Here is a 19,454-nt window from a genome sequence, read left to right as displayed (position 1 = left end):
AGCTCGGTACTTACCGGGCTAAGGCTTTTTTCATGAGATTTACGCAAATGTGCACTCACCCATCATGCGTTCAGCCGCTTCTTCACCAGCTTCTACACATTCCTGCCATTTTGTAAAATCGAACGCCGCAATATGTCCAACCTCAGGACGAATAACAATATCCGCAAGTCGAAGACTGTTATGCTTTCGTTCGGCGGTCATCAAGCTGTAGGAGCGGTACACAACTTCCATCATATTGCGTGGCGGCCTTTTCTCGTGTCCTCGTGCCACATCAACAGCAATAACTAAATAATCGGATTCCCGACTCAACTCCTCTACGGGCAAATTGTTTAATACCCCTCCGTCCACCAGCATCTTGCCCTCATGCATTACAGGAGCGAATAAGCCAGGAAAAGCCATGGTAGCCCGTAGTGCTGTCACCAAGTCGCCTTGCTCAAAAACGGCCTGCTTGCCTTCCAAAAGATCGACAGAGACAGCCTTAAAGCGGATAGGAAGAGCCTCAATTTTCTGTTTATGTTGTCCGTGCTGCTGCAACAGCTCATTCACTACTGTATTCACACTATTACCGGCGATTAAACCACGATGCCGTATGCCGATATCCAGCAGGCGATATTTAGGCGTCTTTTCAATACAATCGCGCAGAGCATCCGCAGGAACACCTGCAGCATAGAGTCCGCCAATGATGCCACCCATACTCGTACCGACAATGCAGTCGACCTGTATCCCGTGTCTCTCGAACACTCTTAGTACCCCAAGATGAGCCAAACCTCTGACCGCTCCTCCACCCAAAACCAAACCTACCTTTGACATCTACGCAACCCCCTTGAATATATTCAATAAATCTCCACCACACAAAAGACCCAAAAACTAAACAGAGAAGAGCGCCTCCTCTCCTTGGAATAACTCCATTCCTGTTCTATTCCAGGATAACCATGTTCTCACTCCATATATTTAAAAATGAAAAGCCTCGCCCAGAAAATCAAAAAGCAGCCCCTTTTCCTCCTCAGAAAGATCCGAGATGGTTTGTAGAAAACGGGAAACCAGTTCCGTAATTTCAAGTCCCAATTCAGCATTCATCGTTTGTATAGCCATACCTAAAACTGTGCCGACGAACATGGTCATCCCCATTTCCTTGCTTGGTGCTGTAAGGACAATCTGGTGAATCCAGGGACCTGTTTTACCATCAATTTTCTTCAAATATATTAACAGCAGTCCAATGATATAGGCACAGAAGTTAATTCTGGTACTGGATTTTGGAATTTCCATCCAAATTTTACGCACAGCTTCGTTGAGACTCGTACTGTCCAAATGTTTGAGCAATTCGAAGATGCTATCGGCGTTTTTCTTCCAATCCACCAGATCCACTAGTTCATTCCGGGATTGATTGAACAAATCCGCTGCTTTATCCGTGGGTACAAATACAACCTGTGAGCGTCCGGTTACCTTAGTATTTACCTCATAGCTGCGCGTAATAAAACCAAGCTTTTCAATTTCTTTCAGCATGTCATAGGCCGTCCACTTGCTAACCCCTAATGATTTGGCCAAGGCTTCGTAATGAATGGGTAAATTCGTTTTTTGGTACAGCTCAACTAATGTATGCAAAAACTGCAGTCGGCGTTTAGTAAGTGACATGATAGTGTTGTAACCTCCCTCTGTATTTTGTTCTGCCAATCCGTTCTTGGGTTTTTTGTGTCTTACATAATAGCACTGAATACCTGTATAAGCAAGCCACTGCATTTTTCCTGATTCCTGCACAGCGGGCTGATCTTTTACATATTTCCTTTTTAATCGGCCTGTGTTATATTTTTATTCATATTGTTTTTTGGTTTTTTTGGTCTTTAAGGTTTTCTGTGTGATTATTTTATTGGAGGGAAACGTTTATGCAATCAGCTCTCAACCCGAACGGGGTTACTATTACAGGCACAGGATTTTACGTCCCGACGTCTCTATTAACCAATTTGGATTTAGCCGCGTCCCTAGATACATCTGATGAATGGATTAGCCAGCGAACAGGCATCCGTCAGCGATATATTGCAGAAGCATCCGCAGAAACCTCTGACCTGGCCGTCATGGCTGCAACCGATGCTTTGCACCGTGCCCAATTATCACCGGAAGATGTGGATCTTATTGTAGTGGCAACTTCCACTCCTGACTACGCTTTTCCCTCCACGGCCATGCTCGTCAAGCAAAAGCTCGGAAGCCGCGCACCTGCATTTGATCTGTCCGCAGCCTGTTCCGGTTTTGTGTATGCCCTCTCGATCAGCAGTGACTTGATGAAATCGGGCGCTTACCACAACGTTCTAGTGATTGGTGCGGACAAGTTCTCCAAAATCATGGATTGGCAGAACCGTAATACCGCCGTTTTGTTCGGGGATGGTGCAGGAGCTGTCGTCCTTCAATCTCGCCCTGGGGCTTCTTCGCCATTCTCCTTGCTGGGCTCGGAAGAACGTGGAGCAGACATACTGATCTCCCCCGTTACAGGACCAATTACGATGCATGGACGAGAGGTTTTCAAGTTCGGGGTGCGCATTCTGGAATCGATGCTGACCAAGGTGATGGGGGAATTGGAATTAAGCCTGGAGGATATCGCTTTGATTATTCCGCATCAAGCCAATGTTCGGATCATTGAGCATGCCGCAGACAAGATGAATATTCCAATGGATAAGTTCTTTATGAATATCGAAACCTACGGAAATACGTCAACAGCTTCTATTCCCATTGCGCTCGCGGAAGCTGTGGAACAACAACGAATCCAGGCTGGGGATATTGTGGTCCTGGCTGGTTTTGGCGCAGGATTAGCCTGGGGCGTTCAAGTCATCCAGCTCGGATGAAATATGCTATTCTACAAAAAAAGCCTTGTCCCGTATCTATGAACCTTCTCCTTGTCGAGATGGAGCATTAGTAACGGGCTGAGGCTTTTTTTACATATAAACTAATAAAATGCTACAGACATATACTCAGAATCTGAGAAGTTCACCTTCACCCGATGTAGCGCATACATATAACCTAGAAGCGTGTAATTGAATCCATAGCCCCACAGTATGTCAACGCTATTCACGACGGGGGCATCAACGCGGTTTTTACCTGCTTCGTATAAGAGGGATAGCCGCCCGTATGCTGGAGCATTTCGATTTCACGCAAAATACGCGGCAAGTCAGCGACCGAGTTCATCACGATGTGAGCTCCTGCCCTTTTTAAACCATATACACTCTGTCTGAGCCGTTCCTCAGCCACTCTGTCGTCCGCTTCATGGCTGGACGTTTGAGCTGCGGTCGTCACGCTTTCGTTATGGTTCAACACACCAATCGTCCATACACCGGCGTTGCGTCCCTCTTGCATATCGGCTGCTGTATCTCCTACTTTCACAATATCGCTAAGCGGGAATACCTGCAAGCGATGTGCAATTTCATAGATCATCCACGGATAGGGCCTCCCCTGCGAAACTTCACATGGGGCTACCATACAATCCAACGTATAGGGTGACTGTGCAGGCGTAAATATGTGACTGAGCATCTCCATCGGACAGGATGCAGTGGCACCTGACTGAATGCGACGATCCTGCAACTCCTGCAGCGCCCTGTCTATACCGATAGCAGGCTCCGCCCCTTGGATCAAGGAACGGAGAACAGGGACAAGCTCAAGATAAATATGCTCAATATCCGCTCTGCCAGGATGCGCACCAAAGCACTCCAGCCATTTTCTCCGAACCTCTGAAAGTCCCAGCACATTCGCAATATGGTCCCGGATCGGCATTCCCCGCCCATGAGATACCTGTTCTTCAGTTACATGTATACCTTTCCATCTAAAAATATCACGCATTCCCTGGGTTAAGCCTCGTCCTCCGGGGTCTAACAATGTACTTTCGAGATTAAAAATAACCGCCTGTATCATGCAATCCCCGCCTTTCCGTACCGCGGCTATCCGCAATCTTTATTTTGCTTAGGAACATGATACACAGCTAACGTAAACTGAAATGTCGTAAACGGTAAGCGGATTGTAATTGAAAATAAATTCCTTGATTGGTTGTGAATACCGAGTGTGATAAGAGGAGGAGTCGCAACATGAAACAGCCTTGGAATGAATTTAATTCCAAAATGCCTTGGCGGATGGAGCTTGGTTGTTATGCGCTGAATAAACTAGCCTGTGGAGGATTGGTGTTTGGTCTCTTATGGGTTTACTGCTATCTGACAGAGGAAGTAACCGGGATTCCTCTGACTATAGCAGGCAATAGTGGTGAACTGACCGCACAGCTGTGGGCCTATGGCTTTGCCCTTCCGGCGGCTCTTGCCGCTGATGCGCTACGCGATCTTTTACCCTGGCTTCGTAAGCCCGAGCAGCTCACCCTATACCTCGCCGCAGGATTCAGTGTCTTCCTTCTGCTAGGTTCTTTGATGTCTCCTGCCGGAACGGGCATTTTATGGAGCAACGGCATAGCAGGTGCAGGGATTACACTGCTGTATTATGGAGGAAGGCACTGGCTGAACCGTGAATATGGATTGCAGATCATGCTCGCCTTCCTCCTGCCACTGCTGCTATGGCCTATAGGGCTTCAATAATGTCGCCAGCTACCACTGAAGCAGGGTGCTGACGATGGCGTGCGGCTGTTTCTCCAGCCGCACCATGCAGATACACGCCAAAGGCTGCTGCCTGCGCAGCGTTCAAGCCCTGAGCCAGCAAACCTGCGATGATGCCTGTCAGCACATCGCCCGCACCGCCTGTCGCCATCCCAGCATGGCCTGTGGTATTGACGTAGGCAGTTCCGTCGGGACAAGCGATGACAGTGCGCGCTCCTTTGAGCACCAGCGTGACCCCACGTGTTCGGGCGTACTCCCGAGCATGGGTGATACGGTCACGCTGCACCTCTGCTGTCGGTATGCCCAGCAGACGAGCCATTTCACCGGGGTGTGGCGTCAGTACGACCGCCGCACTTCTCGGCTTCCAAGCCTCCAGCTCAGGCCCCGCCGAGGCGAGGATGTTTAAGGCGTCCGCATCAAGCAGGAGCGGACCGCCGTATTCCTCCCACAGGCGGCGCAGCCAGCCAGTGTCCCCTGCAAAGCGGCCGAGGCCGGGGCCGACGGCCAGCACATCACGTGCCTGCGCGAGCTGTAGTAGCTCGTCTGCGGAGTCGGCGTTCCATTCGCCGTCTCCGCCTGCTGCTGCGGCAGCGAGCATTAGTTCCGGCGCGGCGCCAATAACGCGCGGCAGCAGCGCTTCGGGCACCGCCCACGTGACAAGGCCGCTGCCGATGCGCAGGGCGGCACGTGCAGCCAGCAAGCCCGCGCCGCTCATGCGCAGGCTTCCAGCCGCGACCAGAACGTGGCCGAAAGTGCCCTTGTGTCCGTCCGGCACGCGGCTGCGGCTTACATCCACATCCAGCGCAGCGCGCAGCGTGTCAAGGGTCAAGAGCTGCAGCTGCACGCCGCACTCCCGGGCAAGGCCGGGTGGAATACCGATGTAGCGTACCACCACATCGCCTGCGGTCCCGGCGCCTGGATATTGGACGAGCCCGCGCTTCAAGTAGGCGAGGCATACGGTGACGCGCGCACGAATGCACGGCTCATGCAGCGCACCTGTGTCGGCGTCAAGGCCGCTAGGCACGTCTACCGACACGAGCGGCACGCCGCTAGCATTGGCCTCGCGGATCAGCGAGGCGTAGGGTTCGCGCGGCGGGCCTTGCGTGCCCGTGCCCAGCAGGGCATCGACGATGCCGGAGGCACCGCGCAGGTCGAGGGTATCCCGGTCATAGAGGATAGCCGGGATACCCAGAGCCGCGATGATGTCGCGCAGCGAAGCCGCCTCACCGCGCAGCGTGTCTGGCGGCTCGACGTACACAACGGTGACACGCAGCCCTGCATCGGCTAGATGGCGGGCTGCCACCAGTCCGTCACCACCGTTGTTGCCTTTACCTACGAGGATATACCAGTGTTCTCGTTCCCGTATGTCATGTCGCGCTTGGCTCCACGACTCTGTCCGTATAACACCGCCATGTCCCGGTATATCCCCCGGCCCAGTGTGTGAAAGCTTCAATACCTCGTCAGCTACCGCGCGCCCGGCATTTTCCATCAAGGTAAGGGCCGGAATACCCAGCTTGTCAATTGTGTACCGATCCAATTGCCGCATTTCTTCGGCGGTCACCATATACATGCTTTTCGCCTCCCGTATGGCTATCCCTGCTTATTAATATCCAACTGTAAAACGGGAATTGACAAATTCCCCTTCTACTAGTTCATCAATCAGGGCTACTGCATAATCTTCGACCGAGATACGGCTATGGCCTAATTCGTCAACCACCAAATGATCCAAACCAATACGGAACTGCCCAGTACGTTTTCCTAATTCAATCATTCCGGCAGGACTACAATAGGTCCAGTCTACATCCGCAGCGCGATACAGTTCCAGTGCATCAGCATGCGCAGCCGCCAGCGGCTTCACTTCCTCGGGAAACTCTGCGGTATCCATGAGGCGTTCACCGTTTTCTGTTTTCAGACTTCCCGCTCCACCAACGACAAGTATGCGCTGTGCGTCGGAACGCCGAGTTCCTTCCAGCAAAGAACGAGTCGCTTCGAGCAGTTCTTCCTCTTCTCCAAATTTGGGACCGTACGCGCTAATGATAGCATCGTGTCCTTTAGCCACATTCGTAACAGAATTTGGATTCAGAATATCCGCTTGAACCACTGTCAAATATTCACTTTGCTCCGTCATACGTTGCGGATCGCGCACCGCCGCCGTCACCTGATACTTACGTTTGATAGCTTCCTTTACTAACGCTTTGCCGATTGTTCCTGTTGCCCCAAAAATAATAACCTTCATATTCACTGCCTTCTTCCTGTCTATAATTTTCTTACTGTTATTTATCCGTTTTATGTCCAACTCAAACTCGTACAGGATTTCAGTTTACAGTCCTCCCGGCTGTCGCCAGTACATCCCTTCTGACCTCGGGCTAACCAACTGGAAGCCGAACTGTGCATACAATTGATCGGCTGGTTTATCCGCAATCAGCGTTGCAAAGCTGCCCGCCGGAACCTCCCGTCTTAAATACTCCATAATCTCCTCCATAAGCTTACGCCCATAGCCCTTCCCCTGATGGGAAGGCTTGACTGCAATATCCGTGACCAGAAAAAACACACCGCCATCACCGCTCACCCGGCCCATCCCGATCAATTCCTGTCCAAGCCGCAATGTCACAGCAAATAAACTGTTCGGCAGGCCCTTGGCTGCCGCTTCTTCCGTAATTTGCGACAAACCAGCTTCCTTGCGCAAAGCCCGATATTCCTCGACGGATGGAATAGCATAATCTACACGAAGCAGCTCATGCGGTTGATTCGATGTCTCATGATGTTCTGTTGCATTTTCTATATTTTTATTCATGACGAATCTCCTCTTCCTGCTTGTAATGTTGTCTATTTTACCAAAAAATACTTCATATATCTTGGTCAGAGATATACAAGCCCTTGAAATGCCTGTGTGGTCTGTGCAATAGTGTAGAAAGAACAATGGAAGGAGGGATTGCGGGTGTCCCCGACGGACTTCGCGGCGTTAGCCGCATATATCTCACCCGGTCTGATTGCCTTCCTGCTGGCGTTGTCTTTGCTGGTATGGCTGTATGTTCACAGTGCAGCCCAGCTTCGAAATTCGCGTCAGCAGCGGCTGGAAGAATTACAGGAATCGCTGCGTATCTATGGACGATTAGCTGGTTGTCTCCAAACCGCTACCCAGGACGGGTTCAATAACAGCGAAAAGCAGTACCAGAACGGACTCATCCACGCTCTTCAGGAAGCCAAAGCTGCTCCCTATTTGACCCCTCACCTTCAAGAGCAGGTTCAAGCATCCCTTCGGGAATGTGATACGTTCCGCAGAGAATTGCTTCTCAAATCGCTGGAGCGTGAAATGAGCAAACTTATTGAGGAACGGCGTCTTGTTCTGCTGGAATCTCATGCTCCGGGCTGGGGAACAGCATTGTGGAAGCTATTGCGTCCAGCAGCTGGTCCGCTGGTACTGGCAGGAATCGTCTGGTTGGTCACAAGGCTGGTTGTGGAACTGATAGCCTCCAGCCATGTTGATGTTAGTCTGCCCGACACTGCACAATCTGCCTCATGGCTCATAGGGTGTGCATGGATGAGATTCGTTTCAGGCTTGATCGCCTTACTGTATGTGTACCGGCTAATGACCCTGCGCAGGCAAAATGATCTGGACGTTACGGCATCCCATTTTCCAACAAGCCTGTTGTGCTTGGTAATCGCCGCTGTCGCCCTGTTTCAATGGATCGGACCGGAAGCATCTCCCTACATACTGGCTGTTCAGCTTGTGCTGTTCTTGATCGGCTTCCGACTTACCCGAGGCCGCTCGCGCAGTGATCGTCCTTATGTTGGTCATCCCGGCTTGATCAGGGCAGATGCTTCTCAACATCAGGATTTACGCGCAGCAGATACAGATAAAACGGCTGACTCTTCTTTGGCAGAAGAACATATCCGATCTTAAACACCAATGACACATGCCTCTACCCGTATCCTGCCTGCAAATCACATACCATCACAGGACATCCCAACAACAAAGAAAGAGTTTATGGGATGTCCTGTTTTTTGAACAATTTTTGGATTTTTGTGGGGTTAGGCTTGTGCCAATGATCAAGGAAAGGGTATATTGTTTATATAAATGTAAATCATATCGTTTTTTATGTATTATTATTGAAAAAAATCCATATATGTTAAACTACCATCAATTTATGATGTACGTTAGAATTGGAGGAACTATGCAACTGGACATTTCTGAAAAATCACTTCCCGTTTATGAGGCGCTGGCCAGTGAGGTTCGGCTAAATATGATTGTTCTGCTTGCGGAGAAGCCTATGAATATACGTGAGCTGGCGGAAGCGTTGGGGCTCAGCAGTGCGATTATGACGATGCATGTCAAGAAACTGGAGAGAGCGTCCATTATTTCGACCAAAATGCTGCCTGGACGAGGCGGGGTACAGAAAGTGTGCTCACTGGCTACAGACAAAATTGAAATCGCCATGCCACGCTATCAGCAGGATGTACGGCAATTCCATCAGACAGAGATTTCCGTCGGACATTTTACTGATTTTGAAATACAGCCGACCTGCGGACTGGCTACCGTCGAAAAGATCATTGGTGAATTCGATGAGCCTCGTTCGTTCTTGGACCCTGAGCGCTTCAATTCCAAAATTCTGTGGTTCAGTCAAGGATATATGGATTATAAGGTGCCGAATTTCCTACTGTCCAGCCAAAAAGCTGAGGAACTGGAAATTTCGATGGAACTATCATCCGAGGCCCCTTTTACCAATGATAATTGGCCTTCAGATATCACTTTTTTCCTAAATGATGTGAATTTGGGTACATGGACCAGCCCAGGGGATTTCGGGGATAATCGTGGTAAATACACACCTGCATGGTGGCCTGATTTTATCAATCAATATGGTCTCCTTAAAAGACTTCGCGTTACCTCCGAAGGTACCTTTATGGATGGCAAGCAAATTTCTGACGTGACTTTAAGCCAAGTGCTGATTGATCAGAAGCAATGGAAATTCCGTATTGCCATATTGGATGATGCCCAGCATGTGGGAGGGGTTACTCTGTTCGGTACCGGATTCGGTAACTACAATCAGGACATCCTGTTCCGTTTGTACTACAAACATGCAGAAAATCATACCAAAACAGTAACGGTAGAAGCTGGCGATAGCAGCAAATAGTTTTTAGTCCACTTCAAGACCTGAACACGGCGTTTTGCCCATGCCTTTCATGGGACACAAAGCGCCGTGTTTTATTTTTTTATTCACTTATATGTTACTCTTTTGCCACGTGCTATCCGATTAGCGTACAGGTTCAATACACACAGGTGAAGGAACCTCCAGCACATATCCCGTTCGGGTCAACCGTCCATCCTCACCATGGATGGCAAAGGATACAAGGTTGTTTCCATCCTGATTCGCCACTACCAGATAACCGGACAGGATGTTGAAGTTACGCGGTGTGCTGCCGAAGGTTTCCACCCATTCAACCGTCCTCAGCTTGCCGCTGTCCAGATCGACATGGTATAGCACGATGCTATCATGGCCGCGGTTTGACACATACAAAAAGCGTCCACAGGGCGTAATCCGAATATCGGCTGCTGTATTATCTACATTTATAAAGCCTTCTGGCAGTGTGGACAGGCTTTGCAGCAATGTAAGCTCACCATTACGTTCGTTATAACTAAACACAGCGACGGTATTGTTCAACTCATTGGCGACAAAAGCATATGGACGCGAAGGATGAAAAACCAGATGACGCGGTCCGGAACCAGGTGGCAAATCTGTCTCACGATGGGTCACCAGTTTGCCATCCTCTGTCAAACGGTATATCACAATCTGATCCAGCCCCAGATCACATACCAGGGCATACTGTCCTGAAGGATCTGGAATAATGGAATGCGGATGTGCCGCATCCTGACGGTCCTGGCGAATACCTGAGCCAGTATGCTGAACTTGCCCTGACATGTCTCCTAATCCTCCAGCTTCCGTCACAGGGAACACAACGGCATTGCCGCCTGAATAGTTGGAAGCCAGCACATATCGTCCATCGGTTGTTACGGAAACATAGCAAGGATGTAATTCCCCCGTCTGGGTATTCACCTGATACGCATACAGCTCGCCTCCTTCTGTTTCACTGGCAGCATACAGCTTCGTCCCATCCGGGTGTAGTGCGAGAAAAGAAGGCCTCTCCATCCCTTCCACACCTCCAACAATGCGCAGATCACCATGGGTCACATTCAAAGCACATACATATACTCCTCTTTCCTGACGAGACGCATAAGTTCCTGTATAAAATAGCTGCTCATTTCGCTCTTCCATCGGCTCTCATCTCCTTCTAGCTGTTTTTTTACATATGGTCTGGCTTTTAGCTCTACTATTTGTCTTGTTGTAAACTCATCATGCATTATTACCCAGAATTCTGTCGTTTCATTAACGTTTCGCGATGTATGCAAAAAAATAGCCTCCTTCGGCGCCATCTGTGGTTCATAAGAACGTCACAGTTCACACCAAAAGAGACTAAATTACGAAAAGAACAACATTAAACCGCTGTAGTCTGCGTATCTCTGCTATTCCATTTTACAGCCAGCCCCAAACTAAGAATGAGAATGACTGCCCCAAAAATGTATGGCAAATTGATATGCACATCGAACAATTTACCCGCAAGCGCAGGCCCCAGAATATTACCAATACTCATATAAGCATTGTTCATCCCAGCTGCAACTCCCTGCTCATCCCCCGCCATTTTGGATAAAGCAGTATTAATGGCTGGCCGCAGCAACGACGTAGCGGTAAAGAAGATGAGCGATACCCCGAGTACATAATAAAAGTTGCCGGAGAGCAGCATAAGCACAAGGGAGATTGCCGAGAACAGAAAGGAGCCGATAATAACACCTTTTTCGCCAAAACGATTCAACAACGGACTGATGACCACAGCCTGAATCACGGTTCCGACCAATGCACCTACCGTAATGATGGTAGCAATATCACCCTCATTATAGTGAAACTTGCCCGTCACAAAGAAAGGAAACATCGTTTCAAAATGCGTCAGTCCAAAGGTTAACGTAAAAATCATAATCAGCAGCATAAAGTAAGGCTTGCGGAAAGAAAGGGCAAACTGTTTAATCACATTATCGCGTTTGACCTTAATATTCCGAAACTTCAACTGCTTCTCCAACGACAAGGTTTCGGGCAGCAAAATCAAAGAGATCAACGCAGCCACGGCCGATACGCCAGCCGAAACATATAAGGGCGTGCGCATCGAGGTATGCGCCAAAAGGCCGCCCAAACCAGGACCGATCACAAAGCCAAGAGACATGGCGGCACCCAACAGTCCCATTCCTCTACCGCGATTGTGGACCGTTGTAATGTCAGCAATATAGGCCATCATCGGAGGAATCATAAAGGCTGCACCTGCACCTCCCAGCAGACGGGAGATATACAGCATCGTCAACGAGTCCCCAATCGCAAACAATATAGAAGACCCCGTCATGATTACCAAACCGATAATAATCATTTTTTTACGTCCGTATTTATCGGACCATTCTCCCGCTAGCGGCGAAAACAGGAATTGGGTTAAGCCAAACACGGCAACCAAATAACCTCCCGTTTCACCACCACCTCCCAGTGAGCTCATAAACTTGGGGAGGATCGGAATAATGAGGCCAATTCCCAGCATGGCAATAAACATATTAATCATCAAAATGACCAGCGGGCCCATTTTCAACTGTTGTGAATCTGACATGTTGCGTTTTGTCCTCCTCAGGTTCTTTATTTCGTATACGAAAATCTTATTTTGCAACCATTCCAGCAAAACTCTTCATTATATTAATAGAGAGAGAGACAAATAACAATCATAAAATACTTCCGATAACCCTGAATCTTTCCTTTGGGCAGAACAGCAAAAAGGAATAACCTGATGGCGATGTTGTCCCTCTCATAACGAACGACCAGGGTAAATCTCTGGAACGATCTGGCGATCCCTACGATCCTTATTGTGGATCTTCGAATAGCTCCTGTATCATCTTTTCCCTGTTATTCAGAAATTGTTTCGTAATGATAAAATGATCGGTTTCATCCAGCGTCCGGGTGTCGATCCCTTCATGTGTCAGATGATACAAGATGGAATCTGGATAAGCCATCAAAATAGGGGAATGAGTAGAAATGATAAACTGTGAGCCTTGCTGCACCAGCTCGTGAATCCGTGCAAGCATGGCCATCTGGCGCAAAGGCGATAATGCAGCTTCCGGTTCATCCAAAATATACAATCCTTGCCCTCCAAACCGATGCACAAAGGCAGCAAAAAAAGACTCGCCATGCGACTGCTCATGCAGCGATTTACCCCCGTAGGAATCTCGAATCGGTCGCCCTCCTCCTTCTCGATCCAGCTCGTCGATGTGAGTCGCCACATTATAGTAGCTCTCCGCACGGAAAAAAAAGCCATCCCTTGGCTTTTCCACCCCTCTCACCAGCCGGATATGCTCATACAGTGAGGAATGCGTGGCTTGTGTAGAAAAATTAAAATTTTTAGTACCGCCCTCTGGATTAAATCCCCACGCGACCGCGATTGCTTCCATAAGCGTCGATTTACCTACGCCATTTTCTCCAATAATATAGGTGACGGAAGGATGAAATTTGAGTTCGTTCCACTGGTGTAAGGCCTTTAAGTTAAACGGATATTGGCTCTTGTCCGCATCTGGAGGCCATATCAGCTCCAGGCGACGTATAAAAAGATTACGGTCCCATATACTCATATCCAAATCAGCTCCATTGCCAAGCAATTCACTAGGTTTTTCATCATTATATTGGAATTATTTACAGCAATCAATCTGAAATTCCATTTCGTAACCCTTCTGTTGTTATTCAAGCGATTATTACAGGTATAATATATAGTAATGTTCAGCGGGTATGAAATCTAAGCACCTCATTCCGTGTATATCTCATTCTTTTCCAAGCAGGTGAATCTATGAAATCTAATCACAAACCGATTCAATCTTTTAAAATCGTACAGTTCATAATGACCATCTACAGGCAGCGATTGACACGTATTTTGCTACCGTTGGCTGTACTGGCTTTTATTATATGGGAGGCCGGACGAGAACTAAAAGACTTTAATCTGGCGCGTATGCTTCATGAGCTACGGCGAATGGATGCCACCTTTCTCATCGAGATTGGCTTGTTCTCACTGGCTGCTGTGGCGGCTATGAGCGCATATGATTACGTAATCAGACATCATTTCAAGCTTCAGGTCAAGCCTGGAACAACATTTCGCTACGCCTGGATCTCCAATACCTTCAATAATGTCTTTGGTTTTGCAGGCTTTACAGGAGCGGGACTTCGCACAGTGCTGTATAAGAAAAGCGGTGTGCCGTTGGGTGTCATCACTTCTGCAGTCGTGTTTCTTTCGCCAGTCGTCATTACCGGACTATCTTTGCTGGCTTGGGGAGCCATTGTCCATCTGTATCCGGTACAGCCTGTACTGGATGCTCACCCGTGGCTTCATTGGGCGCTGTGGGGAATGGCATTGTACCTACCGCTATTCCTGATCATGCAGCGCTCCAAACGGTATTCCACATGGTTCAACAAGGGAGAAGGACAGCTTTCCTGGTCCACCATCTTCGCTTCCATTAGTGCTTCTCTGCTGGAATGGCTGCTGGCTGGCCTTACCTTTGCATGGATCGGCTCGCACTTGCTCCATGAACTGCCGATGCATGCTGTGTTCGGCATTTATGTGATAGCCGCGATTGCCGGGTTGATCAGTCTTGCACCCGGAGGGGTCGGGGCATTCGACATCATTGCCCTGCTCGGGCTGCAAATGGCGGGAGCCAACTCAGATCGGGCACTGGCTGTGCTGCTGGTCTTTCGCGTCTTTTATTACATCATCCCGTGGCTCATCGGCTTGGTATTAGCCGCGCTGGAAATGATTCCGCGTAACGAGCGCCTGAATCAGCTAGCTGAGACGGGTTGGGACTACTCCCTTAATGCCTGGCAGAAGGTATGGGGCTGGCCTGGGCAATTTCGGTTTTTGGCTGATCTAGGGGTATGGGCGTTGGGTAAGCTGGTACTCATCTCTGGCGTGGTGCTTCTTTTGTCGGCAGCTACGCCAGGTCTGTTATATCGGCTTCGTTTTGCTGAGCACTTGCTCAGCCTGCCCGTCATGCGCTTGTCGCATGAAATCTCAGTCATCATCGGAATTATGCTTGTCGTCCTGTCCCATGGAATCTCTCTGCGTATTCGCAGAGCATTGCGACTGACATTGATACTGCTGCTGACAGGAGCTATTTTCACCTTCACGAAAGGTCTGGATTTTGAAGAAGCCTTATTCCTACTGTTTGTGGCGTTAATGCTATGGATCTCGCGTTCGCGGTTTTATCGGGTCAGTGCACCGCTGAAACGGCACAATATTTTAATATGGGGTGGATTATCTCTACTCGTAACCGGAGCTTATTTTATCATTGGGGCAGGCTCCAACACACCGTTTATGCGCCATTTGCACGCCAAGGTCCATCTGGACTTTTTTATGAACCGCAGCGATTACGGAGTTACCGCCGTGTTTAGTCTGATTTTGGCATGGGTATTCCTGACGGTATATTTCTTTCTTCGACCTCAGCGTAGCATCGCTAATCTACCCGACGAGCAGGAGCTGGATAAGCTAAAAGAATTTTTGGAACGGCAGGGTGGTAATCTCGTTTCACATATGCTTTTTCTGGGCGATAAATATCTGTATTGGACCAAAAATGAACAGGTTGTCATTCCCTATGCCCGTAGCCGGGACAAACTGATTGTATTAGGTGACCCACTCGGTCCAAAAGAACGTGTGAGTGAAGCCATTCAGGAATTTCAGCGGTTCGCAGATCGGTATGCGTTAACGGCTGTATTTTATCAGGCATCGCCGGAGTATTTGTCCATCTATCACGAGAACGGCTATCGCTTTTTCAAACTGGGCGAGGAAGCACTGGTGCCGCTGGAATCCTTTACACTGACAGGCAAAAGCAATCAAGCGCTACGCAGCGCCAAAAACCGCTTTGACCGCGATGGCTACTCGTTCGAAATCATCCAACCACCTCTAGAGGCGTCACTGATTGAGGAGATGCGTCAGGTTTCGAATATTTGGCTGGACGGGCGCAAGGAGAAGGGATATTCACTCGGCTGGTTCAAAGAATCCTATCTTCAGTTGGCTCCGATTGCATTGCTAAAGGACTCTGAAGGGAAGGTCATCGCTTTCGCTACGATGGCCCCTGCCTATGATCATGGACGGACGGTCTCCATTGACCTGATGCGCCACTTGCCTGACACGCCAAATGGCACGATGGATTATTTATTCACACGGGTCATTGAGTGGGCCAAGGAGAGCGGATATACGACATTTAATCTGGGAATGGCACCGCTGTCCCAGGTAGGACAAAGTGAAAAGGCATTGCGCGAGGAAAAGCTGGCTCGACTTGTTTTCCAATACGGGGGTCATTTTTACGGTTTTCAGGGGCTTCGGCGCTTTAAGGATAAGTTCAAGCCGCAATGGGAGCCGCGCTATCTGGCCTATCCGGCTTCTGTCTTTCTACCGATCCTGACGCTGGAGCTGGTATATCTCGTATCCAAGCGCTCGGACTAAACAAAGGGCTGACAACAGGAACTTTAATAGCCTAACACGATGTAAAAAAGGGTGTTCCCCAACCACGAACGGTTGCAGGAACACCCTTTTATATTCACAAATCTTCTTAGAAGCTGCCTTTTACAACAACTTCAGAGAGTGGAAAACGTCCTGATGGACGTGCTGGCACTTGTGCCTTACCTACACTAATAAGCAGGGTTGGCAGGTAACGTGCTGGAATATTGAATTGCTCGATCAACTGTGCTGGAATGAAACCGCCCATTGCGCAAGTGTCGTAGCCCAGAGATTTAGCAGCCAACATAATATTTTGTGCTGCAAAAGCAGAGTTCAGGATGGCTGCATCGCGAGCTACTTGCGGGTTTTGGTACGCGCCGTTGATTTGACCTACCAATGCGTCACGGATTTCCGCTGGCAGTGCGCCTGCTTCTACCGCTTGATCATAAATGACAGTGTTGCGGTTCGCTTCCAAATCACCCAATACGGCAATCGTAACGGAACTTTCCGCTACTTGACCCTGATTGTAGGCGATAGGCAGCAATTTTTGTTTGTCTGCTTCGCTTTCGATAACAAGGAATTTCCAATGTTGAAGGTTCCAAGCGGAAGGAGCTTCTATCGCCGCAGTCAAAATAGCCTCCAAATCTTCCTCTGGCAATTTAAAATCCTTAACATAGCTCTTTACCGCGTGTCTTTCACTAATCGTAGATAGGGTTTCATTTTTTGGACTACTCGACATTCTGGGCACACTCCTAATTTCTTATGATATATATCTAACTTGAATCCTCATTAACTTCCCAAACTACTGCAATTATAAAAATGATAGTTAGTCATGTCAATATGTTTAAGTATGACCCTGCACTCAAAATACAGTACAATACGGATAAAGACATACATATCGGCAGATGCCTGCCGATGGGACAAGACATAATGAGTTCATTTTGTTCTCATTTGAATTAAAAAAGGAGCGTTACTATGATTGGATCGTTTAAAAAAACAGATATTGCTTTGTTTGCCGCCTGGGTTGTAGCTTGTGTGGCAACTTTGGGCAGTCTGTATCTCAGCGAGATTTTGGGGTATGAGCCTTGTAAGCTATGCTGGTTTCAGCGCATTCTGATGTATCCCCTGACCCTTCTACTCGGGATCGCCTATTTTCGAGGGGATTCGGGGATACGCCGTTATGTCATGCCGTTGGCTATCATTGGAGGTGCGATTTCGGCCTATCATTTTACCATTCAGCGCATCCATGCAGCCGCCAAAGCAGCTACGCAAACTTCAACTTCCTGCGGCAGAGTATCCTGTGAACAGGATTACCTAAACTGGTTCGATTTCATCACCATTCCTTTTCTCGCACTGATCGCCTTTATCCTTATTATTGTAGCCATGGGTTATATCATACGAAAGGAGAAAAAGTCAGCTCAGGGAGAGGTACAAGCAACAGAACTCGCATAAGTATGAAAGAGACCCAATTATAGGGCCAGTGTTATCACCAAGAGGCGTATAATCCGCTTGCCGGGGGAGAGACTGTAACTAAATATATCCATTGCATATGTGGTATAATGTGAAAGGTTTGCAGTCTGTCCAATAACGCTTATATTCCTTATAGAGGGGGCCAGTCCATGTTTCATATTAGCACCCCATTGCTGCAATATGGCGCAACCTTCGGTATGATCTTAATCGCTATATCGGCTATTTTCATCCGTATGAAGACAGGTCATCGCCCGATTAATGCCAAAAAAATCATCATCCCTCCGCTCGGCATGAGCACCGGTTTTATGATGTTCGTGGTACCGGAAGTACGGGTTCCCTGGCTTTGGGCGCTGGGCGCTTTTCTGGTCGGCTGGTTTATTTTTTCTTACCCGTTGATCCGCAGCACCAAATTTGAGTTGCAAGAAGGGCTGGTTTTCGTGCAACGCTCACGTACCTTCTTCTTTATCCTATTCAGCCTGCTGATCGTCCGATTGCTGCTGCATGAATTTATTCAGCATTACATTACCATTCCGCAGACAGCAGGGCTATTTTTCATCCTAGCCTTCGGCACCTTGTTACACTGGCGGCTCCGTATGTATTTTCAATATCGTCAATTCGTTCCGGACGAGACAGAAGTCCGCATCTGACCAACGGTTTTTTAACATGCTTGCTAGCATATTGCTGTATAGACCAAAAAAGGACACGTTCTCCCAGCCAGGAGGCCGTGCCTTTTTGGTCTTTTCGTCTTTTTAGTCTATCGGAGGCTACATTTCCGTCTTGCCCGGACGCCGGGCGCTAGGCACTTACTGGGAGCTTTCTTTTGTAAACAGCGTGCTGCCGTTTATGTTGTTCTGCGGAGCATAAGCGCCGTCCCAGGTGATAAAGAAGCTTGCTCCGGTGTAGATTTCATTCAGGGCCTTGTTCCAAAGCGAATAATCGAATTCCTTGAGCTGATTATTGTTGCGATCCACATGGTCGCCACCCACGGCTGGTCCAATTTCGCAGAAGCCATAAGTTTTTCCAAGTCCTTTGATGTCATTGTAAGCCATCTTAATTTCATTGTCATTGGACGGATCGTCGCTGTAAGCGTCGATGCCAATCCAGGTGACATAGCTGGAGCCGGGGTAATAAGCAGCCGCGTTGGCTCCTTTATTTGGAGCATAGACAAAATTGACGTTGGACATGCCATTGGTCGTCACAATGTAATTGTACAGATTGATGTACAGGTTCTTATAGTCCGTCGTGTTCTTGTCCCCCCACCAGAACCAGCCTCCGTTCATTTCATGGAAGGGTCTGTAGTAAACGGGGGATGAATTAAACTTTTGCAGGCCGGTCACGACATTGTCAACCTGGGCCTTATAATTTTGCAGCCATGCGGGGCTGGACGAATTGATGGATGAAATGTCTGTATTAGCCAAGATCTCGAAATCGGAATCAGACATCGGGGCGTTTACATTTCCACCCTGGGGATTGGGCATGTGGGTGGAAACGGTGACGATTTTCCCCAAGGCTTGGATGGCGGAGGCGCTATTGGAGGTAATGGAGGCTGCATCGGTTCCCCCCTGGTTCCAGTTCAGCAGATCATAGGAGACGATGTCAGGGTTGTAGGTCCAGACAGGACTGGTGTTTACACTTCCGTCATAGCCCAGGAACATGCCAGTATAGTTGATATTGCTCTCCGCGCCTGCCGTCATTGGTAGCGAGAATAATAATGCAGCCCCGGTCAGGGCGCTGATCAAGCTCTTCGTTTTCTTGAATGAATTCATAATGGTTATCCTCCTGATGTTTATATCTTGCTGTTTGTAATCGCAAGACTTAAGATGTGACCGATATTCCCCTAGGACAATCTGACTCGCA

General features: G+C 48.6%; 18 protein-coding genes. 7 read left to right on the top strand and 11 right to left on the bottom strand.

Annotated elements, in window-relative coordinates; all coding sequences use genetic code 11:
* Positions 1-39: 39 nt before the first annotated feature.
* Entirely contained in the window at positions 40-810 is a 771-nt protein-coding gene (locus NSQ68_RS02430; protein ID WP_342427847.1) for a patatin-like phospholipase family protein, read from the bottom strand.
* 141 nt (positions 811-951) lie between these two features.
* Positions 952-1,632, bottom strand: coding sequence for a MarR family transcriptional regulator (locus tag NSQ68_RS02425; protein ID WP_342427846.1), 681 nt, complete (start codon positions 1,630-1,632; stop codon positions 952-954).
* Positions 1,633-1,880: 248 nt separating this feature from the next.
* Between NSQ68_RS02425 and NSQ68_RS02420 the strand changes: the two genes are divergently transcribed.
* Entirely contained in the window at positions 1,881-2,831 is a 951-nt protein-coding gene (locus NSQ68_RS02420; protein WP_342427845.1) for a beta-ketoacyl-ACP synthase III, read from the top strand.
* 223 nt (positions 2,832-3,054) lie between these two features.
* Here NSQ68_RS02420 and NSQ68_RS02415 read toward each other — a convergent pair whose 3' ends face one another.
* Complete coding sequence (locus NSQ68_RS02415; RefSeq protein WP_342427844.1) at positions 3,055-3,891, bottom strand: HAD hydrolase-like protein; 837 nt, start codon at positions 3,889-3,891, stop codon at positions 3,055-3,057.
* A gap of 170 nt (positions 3,892-4,061) precedes the next feature.
* Here NSQ68_RS02415 and NSQ68_RS02410 point away from each other — a divergent pair, with 170 nt between their 5' ends.
* Positions 4,062-4,556, top strand: a complete 495-nt coding sequence (locus NSQ68_RS02410) for a hypothetical protein (RefSeq protein ID WP_342427843.1) — start codon at positions 4,062-4,064, stop codon at positions 4,554-4,556.
* Here NSQ68_RS02410 and NSQ68_RS02405 read toward each other — a convergent pair.
* The 3 genes from NSQ68_RS02405 to NSQ68_RS02395 form a co-directional block, all read right to left on the bottom strand.
* Positions 4,540-6,144: an NAD(P)H-hydrate dehydratase gene (locus NSQ68_RS02405; RefSeq protein ID WP_342427842.1), complete on the bottom strand. Its 1,605-nt coding sequence runs from the start codon at positions 6,142-6,144 to the stop codon at positions 4,540-4,542. The two genes, NSQ68_RS02410 and NSQ68_RS02405, sit on opposite strands and share 17 nt — an antisense overlap.
* A gap of 33 nt (positions 6,145-6,177) precedes the next feature.
* Positions 6,178-6,810 (bottom strand): NAD(P)H-binding protein, encoded by a 633-nt coding sequence (locus NSQ68_RS02400; RefSeq protein ID WP_342427841.1) that lies wholly within the window; start codon positions 6,808-6,810, stop codon positions 6,178-6,180.
* A gap of 84 nt (positions 6,811-6,894) precedes the next feature.
* Positions 6,895-7,368, bottom strand: coding sequence for a GNAT family N-acetyltransferase (locus tag NSQ68_RS02395; protein ID WP_342427840.1), 474 nt, complete (start codon positions 7,366-7,368; stop codon positions 6,895-6,897).
* Between the two features lie 144 nt (positions 7,369-7,512).
* On the opposite strand from NSQ68_RS02395, the gene NSQ68_RS02390 reads away from it, so the two are divergent.
* Both NSQ68_RS02390 and NSQ68_RS02385 read left to right on the top strand, forming a co-directional pair.
* Complete coding sequence (locus NSQ68_RS02390) at positions 7,513-8,478, top strand: hypothetical protein (protein ID WP_342427839.1); 966 nt, start codon at positions 7,513-7,515, stop codon at positions 8,476-8,478.
* Between the two features lie 271 nt (positions 8,479-8,749).
* Complete coding sequence (locus tag NSQ68_RS02385; RefSeq protein WP_342427838.1) at positions 8,750-9,706, top strand: ArsR family transcriptional regulator; 957 nt, start codon at positions 8,750-8,752, stop codon at positions 9,704-9,706.
* A 120-nt stretch (positions 9,707-9,826) separates the two neighbouring features.
* Here NSQ68_RS02385 and NSQ68_RS02380 read toward each other — a convergent pair whose 3' ends face one another.
* The 3 genes from NSQ68_RS02380 to NSQ68_RS02370 all read right to left on the bottom strand — a co-directional run bounded on the left by NSQ68_RS02380 (position 9,827) and on the right by NSQ68_RS02370 (position 13,278).
* Positions 9,827-10,846, bottom strand: coding sequence for a lactonase family protein (locus tag NSQ68_RS02380; RefSeq protein WP_342427837.1), 1,020 nt, complete (start codon positions 10,844-10,846; stop codon positions 9,827-9,829).
* Positions 10,847-11,066: 220 nt separating this feature from the next.
* The gene (locus NSQ68_RS02375) at positions 11,067-12,269 is read right to left on the bottom strand and encodes an MFS transporter (protein ID WP_342427836.1); all 1,203 of its coding nucleotides are present in this window, start codon (positions 12,267-12,269) and stop codon (positions 11,067-11,069) included.
* Positions 12,270-12,516: 247 nt separating this feature from the next.
* A complete protein-coding gene (locus NSQ68_RS02370) occupies positions 12,517-13,278 on the bottom strand; it encodes an AAA family ATPase (RefSeq protein WP_342427835.1) in 762 nt (253 codons plus the stop codon).
* A 212-nt stretch (positions 13,279-13,490) separates the two neighbouring features.
* Between NSQ68_RS02370 and mprF the strand changes: the two genes are divergently transcribed.
* Complete coding sequence (mprF, locus tag NSQ68_RS02365; RefSeq protein WP_342427834.1) at positions 13,491-16,133, top strand: bifunctional lysylphosphatidylglycerol flippase/synthetase MprF; 2,643 nt, start codon at positions 13,491-13,493, stop codon at positions 16,131-16,133.
* A gap of 106 nt (positions 16,134-16,239) precedes the next feature.
* Here mprF and NSQ68_RS02360 read toward each other — a convergent pair whose 3' ends face one another.
* Positions 16,240-16,866: a nitroreductase family protein gene (locus NSQ68_RS02360; protein WP_025722437.1), complete on the bottom strand. Its 627-nt coding sequence runs from the start codon at positions 16,864-16,866 to the stop codon at positions 16,240-16,242.
* 236 nt (positions 16,867-17,102) lie between these two features.
* Between NSQ68_RS02360 and NSQ68_RS02355 the strand changes: the two genes are divergently transcribed.
* The gene (locus tag NSQ68_RS02355) at positions 17,103-17,579 is read left to right on the top strand and encodes a disulfide oxidoreductase (protein WP_342427833.1); all 477 of its coding nucleotides are present in this window, start codon (positions 17,103-17,105) and stop codon (positions 17,577-17,579) included.
* A gap of 167 nt (positions 17,580-17,746) precedes the next feature.
* Complete coding sequence (locus NSQ68_RS02350; RefSeq protein WP_029514725.1) at positions 17,747-18,244, top strand: cytochrome c biogenesis protein CcdC; 498 nt, start codon at positions 17,747-17,749, stop codon at positions 18,242-18,244.
* Positions 18,245-18,400: 156 nt separating this feature from the next.
* Here NSQ68_RS02350 and NSQ68_RS02345 read toward each other — a convergent pair whose 3' ends face one another.
* Positions 18,401-19,363 (bottom strand): glycosyl hydrolase, encoded by a 963-nt coding sequence (locus NSQ68_RS02345; protein WP_342425581.1) that lies wholly within the window; start codon positions 19,361-19,363, stop codon positions 18,401-18,403.
* Positions 19,364-19,454 lie beyond the last annotated feature (91 nt).

Origin of the sequence: Paenibacillus sp. FSL L8-0158 (assembly GCF_038592965.1) — a bacterium.
In the GTDB taxonomy this organism is placed as follows: Bacteria; Bacillota; Bacilli; order Paenibacillales; family Paenibacillaceae; genus Paenibacillus; species Paenibacillus polymyxa_D.
This window is presented reverse-complemented; position numbering and strand designations above follow the sequence as displayed.

Coding starts and splice junctions, on each gene's coding strand:
- NSQ68_RS02430 (WP_342427847.1), bottom strand. CDS start 810: ATGTCAAAGGTAGGTTTGGTTTTGGGTGGAGGAGCGGTCAGAGGTTTG.
- NSQ68_RS02425 (WP_342427846.1), bottom strand. CDS start 1,632: ATGTCACTTACTAAACGCCGACTGCAGTTTTTGCATACATTAGTTGAG.
- NSQ68_RS02360 (WP_025722437.1), bottom strand. CDS start 16,866: ATGTCGAGTAGTCCAAAAAATGAAACCCTATCTACGATTAGTGAAAGA.
- NSQ68_RS02420 (WP_342427845.1), top strand. CDS start 1,881: ATGCAATCAGCTCTCAACCCGAACGGGGTTACTATTACAGGCACAGGA.
- NSQ68_RS02400 (WP_342427841.1), bottom strand. CDS start 6,810: ATGAAGGTTATTATTTTTGGGGCAACAGGAACAATCGGCAAAGCGTTA.
- NSQ68_RS02405 (WP_342427842.1), bottom strand. CDS start 6,144: ATGTATATGGTGACCGCCGAAGAAATGCGGCAATTGGATCGGTACACA.
- NSQ68_RS02395 (WP_342427840.1), bottom strand. CDS start 7,368: ATGAATAAAAATATAGAAAATGCAACAGAACATCATGAGACATCGAAT.
- NSQ68_RS02385 (WP_342427838.1), top strand. CDS start 8,750: ATGCAACTGGACATTTCTGAAAAATCACTTCCCGTTTATGAGGCGCTG.
- NSQ68_RS02350 (WP_029514725.1), top strand. CDS start 17,747: ATGTTTCATATTAGCACCCCATTGCTGCAATATGGCGCAACCTTCGGT.
- NSQ68_RS02370 (WP_342427835.1), bottom strand. CDS start 13,278: ATGAGTATATGGGACCGTAATCTTTTTATACGTCGCCTGGAGCTGATA.
- NSQ68_RS02410 (WP_342427843.1), top strand. CDS start 4,062: ATGAAACAGCCTTGGAATGAATTTAATTCCAAAATGCCTTGGCGGATG.
- NSQ68_RS02380 (WP_342427837.1), bottom strand. CDS start 10,846: ATGGAAGAGCGAAATGAGCAGCTATTTTATACAGGAACTTATGCGTCT.
- NSQ68_RS02415 (WP_342427844.1), bottom strand. CDS start 3,891: ATGATACAGGCGGTTATTTTTAATCTCGAAAGTACATTGTTAGACCCC.
- NSQ68_RS02375 (WP_342427836.1), bottom strand. CDS start 12,269: ATGTCAGATTCACAACAGTTGAAAATGGGCCCGCTGGTCATTTTGATG.
- mprF (WP_342427834.1), top strand. CDS start 13,491: ATGAAATCTAATCACAAACCGATTCAATCTTTTAAAATCGTACAGTTC.
- NSQ68_RS02345 (WP_342425581.1), bottom strand. CDS start 19,363: ATGAATTCATTCAAGAAAACGAAGAGCTTGATCAGCGCCCTGACCGGG.
- NSQ68_RS02355 (WP_342427833.1), top strand. CDS start 17,103: ATGATTGGATCGTTTAAAAAAACAGATATTGCTTTGTTTGCCGCCTGG.